Below are 16,186 nucleotides of genomic sequence, written 5' to 3' on the forward strand. Positions count from 1 at the left end.
TGGACGGAATTTTGATTAAAAAATAATAGTTGTGGCGTATGTAATGATTATATACGCAAAATGGTTTAGGTCTTGAAGTAACACTCCAGACCTAAACCTTTATGATTTTTGGTAGCTAAGCTTATTTAAGCTCAACCTCTGCTCCAGCTTCTTCTAAAGATGCTTTTAAAGCTTCTGCCTCGTCTTTAGATACTCCTTCTTTTACGTTACTTGGAGCTCCATCAACTAATTCTTTAGCTTCTTTTAAACCTAAACCAGTTAATTCTTTAACTAATTTAACAACACCTAATTTAGATGCACCAGCAGCTTTTAATACTACTGTAAACTCAGTTTGAGCCTCAGCAGCATCGTCGCCACCACCTGCAGCAGGACCAGCAGCAACTGCTACTGCAGCAGCAGCAGGCTCGATACCGTACTCTTCTTTTAATATTGTAGCTAACTCGTTTACTTCTTTTACTGTTAAGTTAACCAATTTTTCTGCGAAATCTTTTAAATCTGCCATTTTTCTATCGTTTTTAATAAATTTTTAATAATATAATTGTAATAAAGTGCGTACTATTTAATACTATCCTTCTTTTTCAGATAGTGTTTTTAAGATACCAGCTAATTTTCCACCGCTTGATTTAAGTGCCGAAACAACGTTTTTAGCAGGAGACTGAAGTAAACCAATAAGTTCACCCAATAGTTCATCCTTAGACTTGATATCGATTAACATGTCTATCTGGTTGTCGCCAATGTAAACACATTCTTCAATAAAGGCGCCTTTCAACAAAGGTTTTTCAGCTTTTTTGCGGAAGGTTTTAATTAACTTCGCCGGTACATTACCTACTTCAGAATACATTACTGATGTATTTCCTTTTAAGACCGATGGTAGATTTCCGAAATCTCTTTCAGAGGCTTCCATAGCTTTTTCAAGTAAGGTGTTTTTAACGACTGCTAATTTCACGTTTGCTTTAAAGCAAGCACGACGGAATTCTGAGGTTGTTAATGCATTTAATCCTGAAATGTCAGCTAAATATATATTAGCGTTATTGGCTAGTTCTGCAGTTAAGTCCTCAATTACTTGTGATTTTTCTTCTCTTGTCATAATAAAAGTATTTAACTAATTAACCAACTTTAGGATCAACGGCAACACTAGGGCTCATGGTACTGGAAAGGTAAATACTTTTCACGTACACGCCTTTAGCAGCAGTTGGCTTGAGTTTTATTAATGTATGAATTAACTCGTTTGCATTATCGGCAATTTTGTCGGCACTAAATGATACCTTACCAATTGCGGCATGCACGATACCGGTTTTATCAACTTTAAAGTCGATTTTACCTGCTTTAACTTCGGTTACAGCTTTAGCAATATCCATGGTTACGGTACCGGTTTTAGGGTTTGGCATTAAACCACGAGGGCCCAATATACGTCCTAAAGGGCCTAATTTACCCATAACGCTTGGCATGGTGATAATAACGTCAACATCTGTCCAACCGTTCTTGATTTTATCAAGATAGTCATCTAAACCAACGTAATCTGCACCCGCTTCTTTTGCTTCAGCTTCTTTATCGGGTGTAACCAATGCTAATACTTTCATGTCCTTACCAGTTCCGTGAGGCAATGAAACCACGCCTCTCACCATCTGGTTTGCTTTACGCGGATCAACTCCTAAACGTACAGCGATATCCACTGAGGCATCAAATTTTGTACTTGTAATGTCTTTTACCAATACCGATGCTTCGTCCAGAGAATAAATTCTCCCTTTTTCAATTTTTGCTAAAGCTTCTTTTTGCTTTTTTGTTAATCTTGCCATTTCTTAATGTCTTTAATAGATTACTTAGGTGCGTTTCCGGTTACGGTTATACCCATAGACCTTGCGGTACCAGCAATCATTCTCATAGCCGATTCGATGGTAAATGCGTTTAAATCTACCATTTTATCTTCTGCTATTGTTTTGATCTGTTCCCATGAAACTTTAGCTACTTTTTTTCTGTTCGGTTCTCCTGAACCACTTTTCAACTTGGCCGCTTCTAATAATTGTACTGCAGCTGGTGGTGTTTTGATTACAAAGTCGAATGACTTGTCTTTGTAAACGGTAATAACCACGGGTAATACCTTACCTGGCTTATCTTGTGTTCTAGCATTAAATTGCTTACAGAACTCCATGATGTTAACCCCAGCAGCACCTAAAGCGGGTCCAACCGGTGGCGACGGATTCGCAGCACCTCCCCGAACTTGTAACTTAACTACTTTACCAATTTCTTTTGCCATTTTTAATAATTTAGTTTGATATGATTCTTAAATGGAAGCTTAAGAATGTATCTTTTTTATAGAGTGTAACAATTATTATACTTTTTCGACTTGCATATAACTTAGTTCTAGTGGTGTTTTTCTTCCGAAAATCTTAACCATAACCTCAAGTTTACGCTTTTCTTCGTTTATTTTCTCGATGGTGCCATCAAACCCGTTAAAAGGCCCGTCGATAACCTTAACGGTTTCGCCTTTGGTAAACGGTATGGCTACGTTGGCGTTTTCGTCAACCGAAAGCTCATCAACCTTACCTAACATTCTGTTTACTTCCGATTGTCTTAACGGCACGGGGTCGCCTCCTTTGGTCTCACCCAAAAACCCAATAACGTTGGTTACCGAACGGATGATATGGGGAATTTCTCCAGATAAATTGGCTTGAATCATGATATATCCTGGAAAGAAAACCTTGTCTTTATGGATTTTTTTTCCGTTGCGTATTTGAACGACACGTTCGGTTGGAACCAATACTTGGTCAACATAATCTTGAAAACCCAATCGAGCGATCTCGTTCTCGATATAGGTTTTAATTTTATTCTCTTGACCGCTTACAGCCCTAACAACGTACCATTTTTTTTCACCTACTTCAGACATACACTTTTTTTTATCCGTTAGTTAATCCATTGAAAGTATAACGCTATCACTTTACTGAAAACGGTATCTACTCCCCAAATTGCTAAGGAAAATATAATTGAAAATACAGCTACTAAAACAGTTAAGCTTTGCGCTTCTGCCCAAGTTGGCCAGCTTACATTATTTTTAAGTTCGCCAAATGATTCTTTTACGTAATTTACAAATCCAGCCATTTATATGTTTTTTTCAATAAATTAAAAACCTCTGTCTATCAATTTTAAATTGATTTAAGTGAAATTTTTATTTTTTCTTGTTCATTTAAAAAGAAGTTCATTCAAAAAAAATAGACCTCTACTGTGCACGGGTTGCGAGACTCGAACTCACGACACCTGGTTTTGGAGACCAGTGCTCTACCAACTGAGCTAAACCCGTTTTTTAGGCTGCTCTACCTCCCGATAGCTATCGGGATGAGCTAAACCCGTTTATTAATTCTGAATTATTAATAAACCCCATAAACATAAATCAAGGTATCCACCAAATGGAGGACACCTTAACTTATATGTATGAAAAATTTAGTCTAAAATTTCAGTTACCTGACCAGCACCTACTGTACGACCACCTTCACGGATTGCAAAACGTAAACCTACGTTCATGGCAATTTTCTGGATTAGGTCAACAGTAATGGTTAAGTTGTCTCCTGGCATAACCATTTCAACACCATCAGGAAGCATGATATTTCCAGTTACGTCAGTTGTACGAACGTAGAACTGAGGACGGTAGTTGTTGTGGAATGGTGTGTGACGGCCACCTTCTTCTTTTTTCAAGATATAAACCTCAGCTTTAAATTTAGCGTGTGGCGTTACAGAACCTGGTTTAACGATAACCATCCCTCTTGAGATTTGAGTTTTATCAATACCTCTTAATAGGATACCTGCGTTATCTCCAGCTTCTCCTCTATCAAGGATTTGACGGAACATTTCGATACCTGTGATGGTTGACGTTAATTTTTCGGCACCCATACCAATTATTTCAACTGGGTCGCCAGTTTTTGCAATACCGGTTTCAATACGGCCAGTTGCTACGGTTCCACGACCAGTGATGGAGAATACGTCCTCAACCGGCATTAGGAAAGGTTTGTCAATTTCGCGTAATGGCTCTTCAATCCAAGTATCGCAAGCTTCCATTAATTGCATAACGGTCTCAACCCATTTAGCTTCACCGTTAAGGGCGCCTAAAGCTGAACCAGCAATTACTGGACCATTGTCGCCATCATATTCATAGAATGACAACAGATCCCTGATTTCCATTTCTACCAATTCCAATAGTTCCTCATCATCAACCATATCCACTTTGTTCATGAATACAACCATACGAGGAATACCTACTTGACGGCCTAAAAGGATGTGCTCACGAGTTTGTGGCATAGGGCCATCGGTAGCAGCAACCACCAAGATAGCGCCATCCATTTGAGCAGCACCGGTAACCATGTTCTTAACGTAATCCGCGTGACCTGGACAGTCAACGTGTGCGTAATGACGTTTTGCTGTTGCATATTCTACGTGAGAAGTATTGATTGTAATACCTCTTTCTTTTTCTTCTGGAGCGTTATCAATTTGATCAAATGATTTCGCTTCTGATAAACCTGCATCAGCTAATACTTTAGTAATAGCAGCAGTTAAAGTTGTTTTACCGTGATCTACGTGTCCAATTGTACCAATATTTAAGTGTGGTTTTGAACGATCGAAAGTTGCCTTTGCCATGTTTTTTTAGTAATTTAATCTTAGTTATATAATAATATTAGTGTATTCTTTATTTTGCACTACTTGAGCCAATGACGAGAATTGAACTCGTGACCTCTTCCTTACCAAGGAAACGCTCTACCCCTGAGCTACACCGGCGGTATATTTACGATTGCCGATATTTGTTTACGATTCAAAAAAAACCGTAATTCGTAATTCGCAAATCACAGAGCGGGAGACCGGGTTCGAACCGGCGACATTCAGCTTGGAAGGCTGACGCTCTACCAACTGAGCTACTCCCGCAATTTTTATTGAAATTCCACTAAGGAAATTCCAAATTCCATTTTTAATGAACGTTTTCAAACCTTAATTCAATTTCCTCTATATTGCATTTGGAATTTGAAGCTTGAGATTCCTGCCTTCGCTGAAATTTGTGGTGGGGAGAGCAGGATTCGAACCTGCGAAGACTAAGTCAGCAGATTTACAGTCTGCCCTCGTTGGCCGCTTGAGTATCTCCCCCAATTATCAAAATTTCAATATTTTAAATTCCAAATTCCAAAAAATCCAAAATTTAATTTTTAATGAACTTTCCCAAAACGCTTGATATTTTTGAGATTCCTGCTTTCGCAGGATTTGGAGCCGATAGAGGGACTCCCTTCGACTGCGCTCAGGATAAACTTTTCGTCCCTTTTCTAGTTTACTGCCTTATAGCATATCCCTAAAACCTGTGCGCTTCAATTATTTCATTTGGAGCCGATAGAGGGACTCGAACCCACGACCTGCTGATTACAAATCAGCTGCTCTAGCCAGCTGAGCTACATCGGCGTTTTTATACTTTTTGGGCATAAAAAAAAGCCCGCTATTTCTAACGGACTGCAAATGTAGAGATTTATTTTTTTATTCAAAACATTTTTTATAAATTTTATTATAAATGTGTCCTTAGTTTTTCTTTTCTCTTTTTTAGTTGTCGCTCTAATGAGGCTGCTGCCATATCTGCGCCTTCCTCAAAACTTTTACATTGTTTCTTCACTATAAAGCTATCTCCGGGTACGCTTACCCTAGCTTCAACTATTTTGTTCTCTTTGTTACTGGTGTTTTCTACTTTTAAAAATATGTCGGATTGAATGACCTTGTCATAAAACGTATCCAACTTATCCATTCGTTTTTGAATGAAGTTTATTAATTTTTTGTCTGCATTAAAATTGACTGATTGCGTGTTTACTTTCATCTTTTCTGATTTTGTTTTAATTGGTAAGATGTGCATCCATAGTATACTTTTCATTGCATGAAAAACACCAATGGCTATTTTAAACTTCTTACGTTTTGGTTAGACAATAAAATTCAATTCACTTTTTACTTCTGGGGTGCGCTTGTACGTGCACCTTTTTTAATTCGCTTATGCTATTATGTGTATAAACCTGTGTTGCTGCCAAACTTGAATGACCAAGAAGCTCTTTAACAGCATTTAGGTTGGCACCTTGATTGAGTAAATGGGTCGCAAAGGAATGTCTTAATATATGCGGACTTTTTTTTACCTTAGTAGATGCAAGACTAAAATAATCATTTATTATTCTGTAAACAAGCGTTTCATATATTTTAACGCCTTTTTGGGTTAGAAACAGATAATCGTTATCTAAAATTGTTTCAAGCGTATCGCGTTGCTTCAGGTATAGGCGCAGTGTTTTTATAACCGAATCCAGCAACGGAACCACACGTTCCTTGTTTCTTTTGCCCAACACCTTTAAGGTTTTTGTTTCTAAATCAATACTTAAAAGTTTCAATTCAACCAGTTCGATCCTTCGTATGCCCGTAGAGTAAAACAATTCAATCATTAACTTGTTTCGGGTGCCTTCAAAATCCTTTTCAAAAAAAAGCGCGTCTAAAACGGTAGCCACTTCCGGTTCGGAAAAAGGTATCTGTATTTTTTTACTGGTTTTTAAGGCTTTGTGCTTTGCCAACGGATTTGTTTCAATAGCCTTAATTTTCAGAAGAAACTTATAATAGGTATTTAAAGCCGATATTTTTCGGTTGATGCTCCTGTTCGATATGCCACCTTCAACCAAAATTACAATCCAGTTTCTTATTTGCGGATAATGAACAAGATTTATCGTATCTTGTTGATATTCTGAAGCGATAAACACCCTAAAATCCTCTAAGTCTTTTTGATAGGCATTTACGGTTAAAGCTGAATATTTTTTTTCGAGCAGTAAGTAATCTGTAAATGGTTTGAAGGGCATATATTAGGTTTAAAGTTTAAAGTTACAGGTTTAAAAACTATGTTGCAAGTATAAATGGATTTGTTGTTTTATTACCATTCAATTGCCTGAACAAGATATTGTTGCGATTGATGCATTTTAAAGCTGTAGATTATTTAGGCATATATAAAAATATTAAGTTTCAAATGAATATTATGATGCAAAAAAATGTACTTTTACCTACTTTTTAAAAAATTAAACGCTTAAATGAGTAAAAAGACCACCATTTACGACATTGCTAAAAAATTAGATATTACAGCAGCAACGGTTTCTAGGGCTTTAAACAACAATCCAAAAATAAGTGAAGCAACCCGAAAGCTGGTTTTAGAAACAGCTTCGAGCATGAACTATGAGCAAAACAAGCTAGCCCTAGCGCTAAAAAGTGGCAAAAGCAAAAATGTGGGCGTTATTGTTCCTAGAATTGACAGCAATTTTTTCGCTTCGATAATTCGGGGTATTGAAGATGAGCTTTCCCTTTATGGATACCATGTTATTATTTGCCAAACACACGAACTGAACGAAAAAGAAGCTGAAACCATTGATGCCCTTTTAAACGCGCAGGTTGATGGTATATTGATGTCGGTATCAAGATCCAGTAAAGATTCAAGCCATTACGAACGAATACTCAAAAAGAAAGTGCCCCTAATATTTTTTGATAGGCGACGCATTATGGAAGGTGTAAGTTCGGTTACCATAAACGACTTTGCAGGCGGCTATGCGGCCACAAAACATTTAATTGAGCAAGGTTGCAAGCGCATTGCACATTTTTCGGGCGAACAGTCTATTGAAATATTCAAAGAGCGCTTTTTAGGATACAAACAGGCCTTGCTTGATAATGGGATGGCATTGAACCAAGACTACATCATCCAAACGAAAAGTAATCTTGAAGAAGGTGAAAAAGCTATGGGAGCATTGCTTAAAATGAAGAATCCGCCAGATGCCCTATTTTCCTCAAGTGATTTTAGCGCTTTGGGTGCCATAGCGGCCATAAAATCAGCGGGTTTAAAGATTCCAGAAGAATTCAGGGTGGTTGGTTTTAGCAATGAGCCATTTACCAAGTTTATGGAACTTTCCATATCATCGGTAGATCAATCGCCACTTGAAATGGGAACCATGGCCGCAAAAGTTTTTTTAGAACAGACCAACAGCGGCGAACAATTTACTATGGATAAAAAAATAGTATTAGAACCCAAATTGCATATTAGGAAATCGTCATTAAAAAAGGCCCTGGCTTCTTAAGTTTTAAATTATATTTCCATAAAAAAAGCTGAATTTTTGTAATGAAACGAAAATTCAGCTTTTTTAATTAGGGTGATAACTTATAACGACACCCCTCTTTTCCAAGGGATAAAATCGTTTTGGTTCAATAATTTAGCTTTGGTCTGTATTCTACCGCTCGCAACTTCTATAATAAACGCTAGCATTTCTTCGGCCATCGCTTCAATTGTTTTTTCACCGCGTATAACGGCACCTGTTTCAATATCGATAATATCTGGCATTTTTTGAGCTAATTCAGTATTTGACGATACTTTAATAATAGGTGCAATGGGGTTTCCTGTTGGTGTTCCCAGACCCGTTGTAAACAAAACCACATTAGCGCCCGAACCCACCATGGCCGTCGTACTCTCAACATCATTGCCCGGTGTACATAATAGGTTAAGGCCCGGTTTGGTAACATACTCACCATAATCCAACACGTCCTGAACAGGCGATGTGCCCCCTTTTTTGGCAGCTCCGGCCGATTTCATGGCATCGGTAATCAACCCATCCTTTATATTTCCTGGCGATGGGTTCATATCAAAACCTGAACCGGCATCTACCACCGATTTTTCATAGGCTTTCATGAGTTTAAGGAACTTTGCCCCTTTTTCATCGTCAACACATCGGTTCACCAATTCCTGTTCAACACCACACAATTCAGGGAATTCCGATAAAATAGCAGTTCCGTTAAGTGCCGCCAACATATCTGAAACGGCGCCCAAAGTTGGGTTTGCAGAGATTCCAGAAAAACCGTCGGACCCGCCACATTCCAGACCTACCTTTAATTTTGATAGTGGTGCCGGTTCGCGCTTAACGTTATTGGCTTTTTTGATGGCCTCAAAAGACTCTTTTATGATGGCCGATAACATATCGTTAACGGTTCCCATTTTTTGTTGTTCAAAAATAAGGACTGGTTTTTTTATATTTGGATTTATGGCTTCCAAAGCCTGTTTAAAAATGTTTATCTGAAGGTTTTGGCACCCCAAACTTAATACGGTTGCACCGGCAACATTTGGGTTGTTAACATAACCTGCCAATAGTTTTGCCAAACTTTCGGAGTCTTGCCTGATGCCGCCACAACCCCCGGGATGCGTTATAAATTTTACATCGATATTATCAAAAACATCGGTGGAAGTACTAACATCGGCGGTTTCTTCACCTGTATTATTGACCAACGAACGAAGCAACATTTGGTGCGGATTAACCTTTTGCTTTAAGAGCTCCTTTTCAAAAACTTCCTTTAAGGTTTCAATGTTTCTGTTTTCACAAAACACCAACGGGAAAAAGAGCCACACATTTTCGGTGCCCACTTGCCCATCTTCCCTGTGATAGCCCATAAAGGTTTTATTTTTCCACTTTTCAACATCTGGGGCTTTCCATGTGAAGGATTCGGTCCTTCCAAAAACTTTCTCGCTTTGGTGCTTTACGTTTTCGGTGGTTAGTACGTCGCCTTTTTCAATAGTTCCGTTTGCAGAACCCACAAGCACACCGTACATGATGATTCTATCGCCCGATTCAAATTTCTGTAAAGCTATTTTGTGTTTCGATTTGGTATCGGAAAGTATGGATATGTTGTTTCCTTCGAAAGATACCACATCGCCTGCCTTTAAATTTACCAAAGCTACTGCCACATTATCTGATGCGTTTACTTTTATGAGTTTTTTCAGCATTTTAAAAATTGTAATTATTTGATATTAAACAGTTAAAAGGTTTTGCTGTAATTGGCATAACCCGCTTCAATACCGTTGACATCGATTTCCTTTAAGGCGAGCGCTACGGCTTGGGTTAAATTTTCTATTTTATTTAGGTCTTCACCCCAATAATCTTCAATACTTAAAGCGTTTTTGGCTATTTCAGAATAATCATTGGATTCCCAAATTTTTGCAAAGGTAGCTACAATTTCATCACTATCCTGTACGGGCAAGCTTTCATTGTTCCACGTTCCTTGATAAAAGCGAATCAATGCTGCGAAGGCAAAGGTTAAATTGGTAGGCAGTTTTTTATGGATTTTTACATATTCCAACAAACTGGGCAATACCCTAACGGTGAATTTTGAGATAGAGTTTAATGCGATACTAGACAGGTTGTGGATGATGAAGGGGTTTCTAAAACGGTCGAAAACCTCTTCTGCGAAACTGTTCAGTTCGTTCTTGTCCATTTCTAGGGTATCGATGATTTCGTTAAAAACGGCTTCGTTGATGAATTTCCCCGTAAAGGCATTATCAACCGTTTGTTTTACCGTTTTGTTTCCGTAAAGCAGTGAAAAGGGCACCATTGCTGTATGTGCGCCATTTAAAATACGCACTTTTCGGGTTCGGTACGGTTGCATGTTGGCTACAATTTTCACATCCAAATTGGTTTTATGGAAGGGTAATTTAGCCTTTAAATCGTTTCCGCCTTCAATAACCCATAGCAAGAATGCCTCGGCAGCAACAATTAAATTATCCTTATACTCAAGTTGCGCGTTGTAGGCTTCAATTTCATCTTTTGGATAGCCGGGAACAATTCTGTCCACCAATGTGCTGTGGAACGCGTTACTTTCCAACAACCATGTTTTGAAGGCGTCGCCTAAATTCCAATCGGAAACATATTTTAAAATAATATCCCGTAAAGTTTCGGAGTTATGGTTTATCAATTCGCAGGGAATGATGGTAAGACCTTTGGTTTTATCGGCATTAAAATGTTTAAAACGTTCGTACAAAAGCACGGTTAATTTAGCGGGAAACGAACTTGGCGGCTGCATTTGGGGCGTATCGGAGCCAACATAAGCAATTCCAGCTTCGGTAGTATTTGAAATAACAAACTCTAGTGAAGGTTCCTTTGCCAAACTTAAATAATCGTTGAAGTTAGCATACGGATCGACCGCTTTTACAACATTGGTAATCAATTCCATTTCTTGAATTTCCTTGCCTTTTTTCACACCTTTCATAAATAAGGTGTAAAGGCCGTCTTGGTCGTTCAGCATCTTAACCAAGCCTTTGTCTATGGGCTGCACAACGGCAATGCCGGCGTTAAAATTGGCTGCTTTGTTTAGTTCCTGAAAAGCGTAGCCTATAAAAGCTCTTAAAAAATTGCCCTCTCCAAATTGCACAATTTTAATGGGCGCTTTGGTTTCTTGCTTTAAATTTGCCCTGTTTAAGCTTATTTTATTTTCTTGTATTACTGACATTTTAAATTCTGGTTATAATTAATACGGTTGCTATTTGGTTCTGTTTTGAAAAATACAATCAAAAAAAAATCATGCTCGATTTAAGTACTGTTATAATTGCATAGTAAAAACATACCTGATATTTAATTTACATCAAAACTACAACTTTGTAATCGATTACAAAAATAAATTTTATTAAATAATGATAAACAAACCGTTTTTTAAACCCAAAACGGGCCATAAGCATTTAAAGTGTGTAACCAATTTATTTAGGAAGGCTAAAAAATAAAATAGGGACATGCCCTAAAAAGCATGTCCCAATTCAATTTTAGGTTATTGTACGGTTATACTATTTGGTTAATAGTTTAACCGATTTTTGACCTTCGGAAGTTTTAACCGTTGCTATGTACAAACCAGATTGGAATGTGAAATCCATATCACTGTTTGTTTTGAACGATTTAACCAAAGCTCCTGTAATGCTGTAAATTTTTATATCGGTGCTCGATTTTACGTTTGATACATATACCCTGTTACCAATAGCATGTACATTTGTTGAAACTTTAGAAATAGCATCATTTACACCAGCTGTTGCTCTACCAATAGCATTTGAAGCATCAATAGTTGGTAAATTTACGTCGCCAAAATAGACTCTGTACCAACTTGGTTTGCCCACTAAATCATAATAAAAATACTCTCCTGCAACTGGAAGTGTTGCATGAATCTCATAAATATTGCTAGAATTTACATCGGAAGCCGAAGCGTTTAATACAAACGTTAATAAGGCACCTCCGGTTCTTTCCAAGTAATGCTCAATATTGCCGCCATTGGAAGCAATGTTTTCAGCCCTTGCAAGAATTGTAACTTTTTGGTTTGGAACCGTTGTAGTGATGGACAACGTTCTTTCTAAACCTTTCCCACCTGAGTTCACATAGATACGACCAGTAACGCCAACTGCAGCAAAATTGCCGCCAACGTTATCATCATAATCAACTATTGCTGGATTATTCGTTCTTAACCTATCAGAATTCACACTTTTATGCACAAATTTTACACCACCACCAAAATCATTTTCATAATAACCAACGCCATAGCTTGGTGCACTTGTGCCTAAAAGTGAAACCTGAGTGCCTGGAGATGCTCCTTGGTCGCATACCGCATTAATTGAAGTTGCCGTAGCCATATTGGTATAGGTGTAACCGCCACCATCTACTAATTGCTCGCCGCCAAAATCCCATACTTTAATTTGCGCTTGTGAAAGCGATGTGAAAAGTAAGATTGATAAAGTTAATAAAAGTAATTGTTTTTTCATTTTTAAATAGTTTTAGTTAATCCGATTTACAATATGTAATCGATTACCAAATATAAACAATTAATTTACATTGTCAAATTTTTTTTAAAATTTAACTTTTAAACTTCTGAAAACTTGGCTTTTTTTTAGAAGTTTATCAACAAAAAACCATAATAGTTACAAACATTTTAATAGCAAGAAAAAAAAAACCTCGAGTAGCTTTATTTTTAATTGATGCCATTTGAAAAAATAGAACGCATCTTTTTTGAACCTGTGCTGTTAGACAAAAAAAACTGGAACTGCAACTAATACGAATAGTAACCTGCAAGTCCAGTTTTAATTTAACTAGTAGTATTGATTTTTAAGTTTCTTTAGTTGATTTTTGCAGGCTTAATGCTATAAGAATAATTAAGGTTATTTGGAAATATCTTATAGGCATCGTGTGGTTGCGCTTGCCAACTATCATCGCCACCAACACCCATTTGTTTATAGTCGATATTGATACTTACCAAATCCCTAATGGGTACATCGATAGTGTGGCGTTGCTGTTTTTTAACACCTTCATCAAAATCGGAATTATACTGATGGTGTGCACTAAAGCTAAAATAGTTTGAACCTTTTTCAATTTCAATGCCATAACCAGATGCATTGGTAAAACTTACTTTTCGGTTATCCGTTCTATATCCATTCTCTTGAGGACGGATGTAAGGTACGTACAAATCCTTAACCATAGCTGAGTAATTGCCCACCAATGCCGACGTTTTTCTGTCTTGGTAATTTTCGTGGGGCCCTCTTCCATACCAATTTACTTGGTTATACTCATTTTTAATAACAACATTATTGCCAAACCTGGGCATAGGCGGCAAATTTTTGCTTAGGTTTTTAAGTTGGTTATTGATATACACCATACCATTTGGTTCCAAGATGTAACTTACTTCTACACTTCCATTAACCGAGGGCAAAAAATACTCGGATACAATTTTTAGGGATGGAACATCTTGCGGTTGTAAAAAATTATCCAGGGCCATTTCTTTGTTGTTCACAAGTACTTTAAATGATTTCAGTTCTTGGTTGATGCTGGCTTCTTTCCATACCTTCATCTTTTCAGGCATATTGAAACCGAAATCATTATCGGTTGTAGCCCTCCAAAAATTTGGTTTAATGCCTTCCAGTATCATGTTCCCTTTACCATAATCAAGAATGGCCAGTTGCCCGTTTTGCTTATCAAAACCAATTGTAACCATTTCATTTGAAACATTTAAAAAACCATCTACCTGTTTAACGGTAAACGCAGCTTCGGGTTTGTTCTGCAAAGCTTCGGGTTTATAAGTACCCATTTCAAATTGTTGATACGAAACCACGTGACCTTTTGGCAAAAGGGGTTGCTCGTTGCGCGTTCTGGCATAAATATTTATGGCATATTCGTTTTGGGTTGTATTTAGCTTTGGCAACGGCAAGGTTACAACAGTCGATTTTTGTGGCTCTAAACTTATAGGTTCCAGAGTGCCTTCAGCTTTTTTAATACCGTTTTCTTTAAGTTCCCAACTTAGTTCATAAGCATCTAAATTTGTGAAATCGTATTTATTGGTAATGGTGATTTTACCCGTTTGTGGGTTGACGGACTGAAACTTAATGTATTGATACACTTTTTTAAGTTCATTCAATTCCGGTTGTGGGGTTCTATCTGGATTTACCACGCCGTTTAAACAAAAATTACCATCGTTTTGAAGATGCGCCCCACCCAGATCGCCGCCATAGGCCCAGTAGGCTTCTCCTTGGTCGTTTTTGGTTAATATTCCTTGGTCAACCCAATCCCATACATAGCCACCTTGCATGATGTCGTATTTTTCAATAACATCCCAATAATCCTGAAAATTGCCCAAGCTGTTCCCCATGGCATGAGAATATTCGCATTGGATGAGCGGACGCTTTGGGTTGTTTTCGGCATACTCAATCATTTGATTGATGCGCCAGTACATGGGTACCTGAATATCGGTGTTTTCATAGTTTGTAGCTCCTTCGTACTGCACGGGTCGTGATGGGTCTTTTTCTTTTAACCAGGCATAGGTAGCATAAAAGTTGGCACCATTGCCGGCTTCATTCCCCAAAGACCAAGTGATGATGCATGTATGGTTTTTATCGCGTTCATACATACGTTCTGTACGGTCCAAATGCATGGCTTTCCATTCGGGCAAATATGCTGGGTGTATTTTTTTAGCTTCCTCATTGGCATCCAAACCTTGGTTGGTAGTGCCCATGCCATGCGTTTCAATGTTGGCTTCATCAATTACATAAAAACCAAATTCATCGCACATTCTATAAAAAAACGGGTTTTTTGGGTAATGGCTACACCTGATGGCGTTGATGTTGTTTTCCTTCATCAACCTTAAATCTTTCATAGTAAGCTCTTCGGAAATAACATGCCCGGTAACTTGGTCGTGGTCGTGCACATTAACCCCTTTAAACAAGACCGCCTTTCCGTTAATGAGTACCTGGTTGTTCTTAATTTCAACGGTTCTGAAACCAGTTTTTAAGCTTGTAAACCTGTTGCCGTCGGAAATCAACAAGGTATATAAATGAGGGGTTTCCGCATTCCAACTTTTAACATTCGCTATTGATTTTTGAAAGTTCAAATTTGAAATACCGGGTTTAAATGTTTCTTTTTTTGAAAAACTGAGTATTTCCTTACCCGCGTCCATGAGTTTAACAACAATGGTTTTGGTTTCTGGTTGATTGGTTGCATTTTTTATTTCCAAATCCAAATTAAGTAACCCATCGGTGTAATTATTGGTTAAACCGGATGAAATTTTAAGATCGTTAATACCAATTTGTTCTTGCGCATAGAGATAGACATCCCTTTCTATACCGCTTAAACGCCAAAAATCTTGGTCTTCAAGATAGCTGCCATCGCTCCATCTTAGTACTTGCACTGCCACCTCGTTTTTACCTAATTTTATGTATTTGGTTATATCAAATTCGGCGGGGGTTTTGCTGCCCTCGCTGTAACCTACCCTTTCGCCATTTACCCAAACGTACATTGCACCACTTACGCCTTCAAAATGAAGAAAAACAGTTTTGTTGTTCCAACTTTTATCAATTTCAAAACCACGTTTGTAGCTTCCCACATTATTTAGATCGTGCTGGATAAAAGGTGGGTTTTTGGGAAATGGGTAAATGATATTGGTATAAATGGGAATACCAAACCCTTCCATCTCCCAGTTGGATGGCACCTTAATTTTATCCCATCCCGCTGTACTAAAATCATTTTTATAAAACTCTGAAGGCCTTAACTGAGGGTTTTCAGCATAATAAAAATCCCAAGTACCGTTAAGCGATTTATAAAAAGGCGACTGTTGCCAACTGGCATGAAGCAATGCTTCCGCACGTGATGGGTAGGTATAAAAGGTGGCACGAGGCTTTTCTCTGTTTATTTGAAAAATCTCTGGGTTTTCCCATTCTGGGTTTTCCCATTTGGCCGATGTGTAAACCGGTTTTTCAACAACCGCCTGTTTGCAGGCCAACATTGTTAACGAAATTAAAAGAAGGAAGTACTTAGTCATGACTAAAAAATTTATTTACTATTTAAAACAATAAAAATTGTAATGGGGCATAAGGCACAAGCCGTTTTATTCT

At 37.8% G+C, this 16,186-nt stretch carries 14 protein-coding genes and 5 tRNA genes; 1 reads left to right on the forward strand and 18 read right to left on the reverse strand.

Annotation, left to right across the window (positions count from 1 at the left end; genetic code table 11):
* Positions 1–121 precede the first annotated feature (121 nt).
* The 14 genes from rplL to GQO80_RS14870 form a co-directional block, all read right to left on the reverse strand.
* Complete coding sequence (gene rplL / locus GQO80_RS14805; protein WP_157209145.1) at positions 122–502, reverse strand: 50S ribosomal protein L7/L12; 381 nt, start codon at positions 500–502, stop codon at positions 122–124.
* Between the two features lie 63 nt (positions 503–565).
* The gene (rplJ, locus tag GQO80_RS14810) at positions 566–1,087 is read right to left on the reverse strand and encodes a 50S ribosomal protein L10 (RefSeq protein WP_157209146.1); all 522 of its coding nucleotides are present in this window, start codon (positions 1,085–1,087) and stop codon (positions 566–568) included.
* A gap of 19 nt (positions 1,088–1,106) precedes the next feature.
* Positions 1,107–1,796, reverse strand: coding sequence for a 50S ribosomal protein L1 (rplA, locus tag GQO80_RS14815; protein WP_157209147.1), 690 nt, complete (start codon positions 1,794–1,796; stop codon positions 1,107–1,109).
* A 20-nt stretch (positions 1,797–1,816) separates the two neighbouring features.
* Positions 1,817–2,254, reverse strand: coding sequence for a 50S ribosomal protein L11 (rplK, locus tag GQO80_RS14820; RefSeq protein ID WP_157209148.1), 438 nt, complete (start codon positions 2,252–2,254; stop codon positions 1,817–1,819).
* A gap of 75 nt (positions 2,255–2,329) precedes the next feature.
* The gene (gene nusG / locus GQO80_RS14825) at positions 2,330–2,884 is read right to left on the reverse strand and encodes a transcription termination/antitermination protein NusG (RefSeq protein ID WP_157209149.1); all 555 of its coding nucleotides are present in this window, start codon (positions 2,882–2,884) and stop codon (positions 2,330–2,332) included.
* Positions 2,885–2,901: 17 nt separating this feature from the next.
* Complete coding sequence (gene secE / locus GQO80_RS14830; RefSeq protein WP_157209150.1) at positions 2,902–3,096, reverse strand: preprotein translocase subunit SecE; 195 nt, start codon at positions 3,094–3,096, stop codon at positions 2,902–2,904.
* Positions 3,097–3,222: 126 nt separating this feature from the next.
* Positions 3,223–3,295 (reverse strand) — tRNA-Trp (locus GQO80_RS14835).
* Positions 3,296–3,435: 140 nt separating this feature from the next.
* Positions 3,436–4,623 carry an elongation factor Tu gene (tuf, locus tag GQO80_RS14840; RefSeq protein WP_157209151.1) on the reverse strand — a complete coding sequence of 396 codons (1,188 nt, stop codon included), beginning with the start codon at positions 4,621–4,623 and terminating at the stop codon, positions 3,436–3,438.
* A 66-nt stretch (positions 4,624–4,689) separates the two neighbouring features.
* Positions 4,690–4,761 (reverse strand) — tRNA-Thr (locus GQO80_RS14845).
* Between the two features lie 71 nt (positions 4,762–4,832).
* Positions 4,833–4,905, reverse strand: a tRNA-Gly gene (locus tag GQO80_RS14850).
* 131 nt (positions 4,906–5,036) lie between these two features.
* Positions 5,037–5,121: transfer RNA gene (locus GQO80_RS14855), tRNA-Tyr, on the reverse strand.
* Between the two features lie 229 nt (positions 5,122–5,350).
* A tRNA-Thr gene (locus GQO80_RS14860) sits at positions 5,351–5,427 on the reverse strand.
* Positions 5,428–5,527: 100 nt separating this feature from the next.
* Positions 5,528–5,830, reverse strand: a complete 303-nt coding sequence (gene hpf, locus GQO80_RS14865) for a ribosome hibernation-promoting factor, HPF/YfiA family (protein WP_157209152.1) — start codon at positions 5,828–5,830, stop codon at positions 5,528–5,530.
* A 118-nt stretch (positions 5,831–5,948) separates the two neighbouring features.
* Positions 5,949–6,839 (reverse strand): tyrosine-type recombinase/integrase, encoded by an 891-nt coding sequence (locus GQO80_RS14870; protein ID WP_157209153.1) that lies wholly within the window; start codon positions 6,837–6,839, stop codon positions 5,949–5,951.
* A gap of 225 nt (positions 6,840–7,064) precedes the next feature.
* On the opposite strand from GQO80_RS14870, the gene GQO80_RS14875 reads away from it, so the two are divergent.
* On the forward strand, positions 7,065–8,096 hold the full coding sequence (locus tag GQO80_RS14875) for a LacI family DNA-binding transcriptional regulator (RefSeq protein WP_157209154.1): 1,032 nt from the start codon (positions 7,065–7,067) through the stop codon (positions 8,094–8,096).
* Between the two features lie 80 nt (positions 8,097–8,176).
* Here GQO80_RS14875 and GQO80_RS14880 read toward each other — a convergent pair whose 3' ends face one another.
* From GQO80_RS14880 to GQO80_RS14895, 4 genes are all read right to left on the reverse strand, one after another.
* Positions 8,177–9,787: a UxaA family hydrolase gene (locus tag GQO80_RS14880; protein ID WP_157209155.1), complete on the reverse strand. Its 1,611-nt coding sequence runs from the start codon at positions 9,785–9,787 to the stop codon at positions 8,177–8,179.
* Between the two features lie 32 nt (positions 9,788–9,819).
* The gene (locus GQO80_RS14885) at positions 9,820–11,286 is read right to left on the reverse strand and encodes a tagaturonate reductase (protein WP_157209156.1); all 1,467 of its coding nucleotides are present in this window, start codon (positions 11,284–11,286) and stop codon (positions 9,820–9,822) included.
* Positions 11,287–11,614: 328 nt separating this feature from the next.
* Positions 11,615–12,574: a T9SS type A sorting domain-containing protein gene (locus GQO80_RS14890; RefSeq protein ID WP_157209157.1), complete on the reverse strand. Its 960-nt coding sequence runs from the start codon at positions 12,572–12,574 to the stop codon at positions 11,615–11,617.
* 350 nt (positions 12,575–12,924) lie between these two features.
* Entirely contained in the window at positions 12,925–16,113 is a 3,189-nt protein-coding gene (locus tag GQO80_RS14895) for a glycoside hydrolase family 2 TIM barrel-domain containing protein (RefSeq protein WP_157209158.1), read from the reverse strand.
* Between the last annotated feature and the right edge of the window lie 73 nt (positions 16,114–16,186).

This window comes from Mariniflexile maritimum, assembly GCF_009746565.1.
Classification (GTDB): domain Bacteria; phylum Bacteroidota; class Bacteroidia; order Flavobacteriales; family Flavobacteriaceae; genus Mariniflexile; species Mariniflexile maritimum.

Excerpts from the sequence above, each read along its gene's own strand:
- GQO80_RS14875 (WP_157209154.1), top strand. The coding sequence starts at position 7,065 with ATGAGTAAAAAGACCACCATTTACGACATTGCTAAAAAATTAGATATT.
- rplK (WP_157209148.1), bottom strand. The coding sequence starts at position 2,254 with ATGGCAAAAGAAATTGGTAAAGTAGTTAAGTTACAAGTTCGGGGAGGT.
- tuf (WP_157209151.1), bottom strand. The coding sequence starts at position 4,623 with ATGGCAAAGGCAACTTTCGATCGTTCAAAACCACACTTAAATATTGGT.
- GQO80_RS14885 (WP_157209156.1), bottom strand. The coding sequence starts at position 11,286 with ATGTCAGTAATACAAGAAAATAAAATAAGCTTAAACAGGGCAAATTTA.
- rplA (WP_157209147.1), bottom strand. The coding sequence starts at position 1,796 with ATGGCAAGATTAACAAAAAAGCAAAAAGAAGCTTTAGCAAAAATTGAA.
- GQO80_RS14880 (WP_157209155.1), bottom strand. The coding sequence starts at position 9,787 with ATGCTGAAAAAACTCATAAAAGTAAACGCATCAGATAATGTGGCAGTA.
- GQO80_RS14895 (WP_157209158.1), bottom strand. The coding sequence starts at position 16,113 with ATGACTAAGTACTTCCTTCTTTTAATTTCGTTAACAATGTTGGCCTGC.
- nusG (WP_157209149.1), bottom strand. The coding sequence starts at position 2,884 with ATGTCTGAAGTAGGTGAAAAAAAATGGTACGTTGTTAGGGCTGTAAGC.
- GQO80_RS14870 (WP_157209153.1), bottom strand. The coding sequence starts at position 6,839 with ATGCCCTTCAAACCATTTACAGATTACTTACTGCTCGAAAAAAAATAT.
- rplJ (WP_157209146.1), bottom strand. The coding sequence starts at position 1,087 with ATGACAAGAGAAGAAAAATCACAAGTAATTGAGGACTTAACTGCAGAA.
- rplL (WP_157209145.1), bottom strand. The coding sequence starts at position 502 with ATGGCAGATTTAAAAGATTTCGCAGAAAAATTGGTTAACTTAACAGTA.
- secE (WP_157209150.1), bottom strand. The coding sequence starts at position 3,096 with ATGGCTGGATTTGTAAATTACGTAAAAGAATCATTTGGCGAACTTAAA.
- GQO80_RS14890 (WP_157209157.1), bottom strand. The coding sequence starts at position 12,574 with ATGAAAAAACAATTACTTTTATTAACTTTATCAATCTTACTTTTCACA.
- hpf (WP_157209152.1), bottom strand. The coding sequence starts at position 5,830 with ATGAAAGTAAACACGCAATCAGTCAATTTTAATGCAGACAAAAAATTA.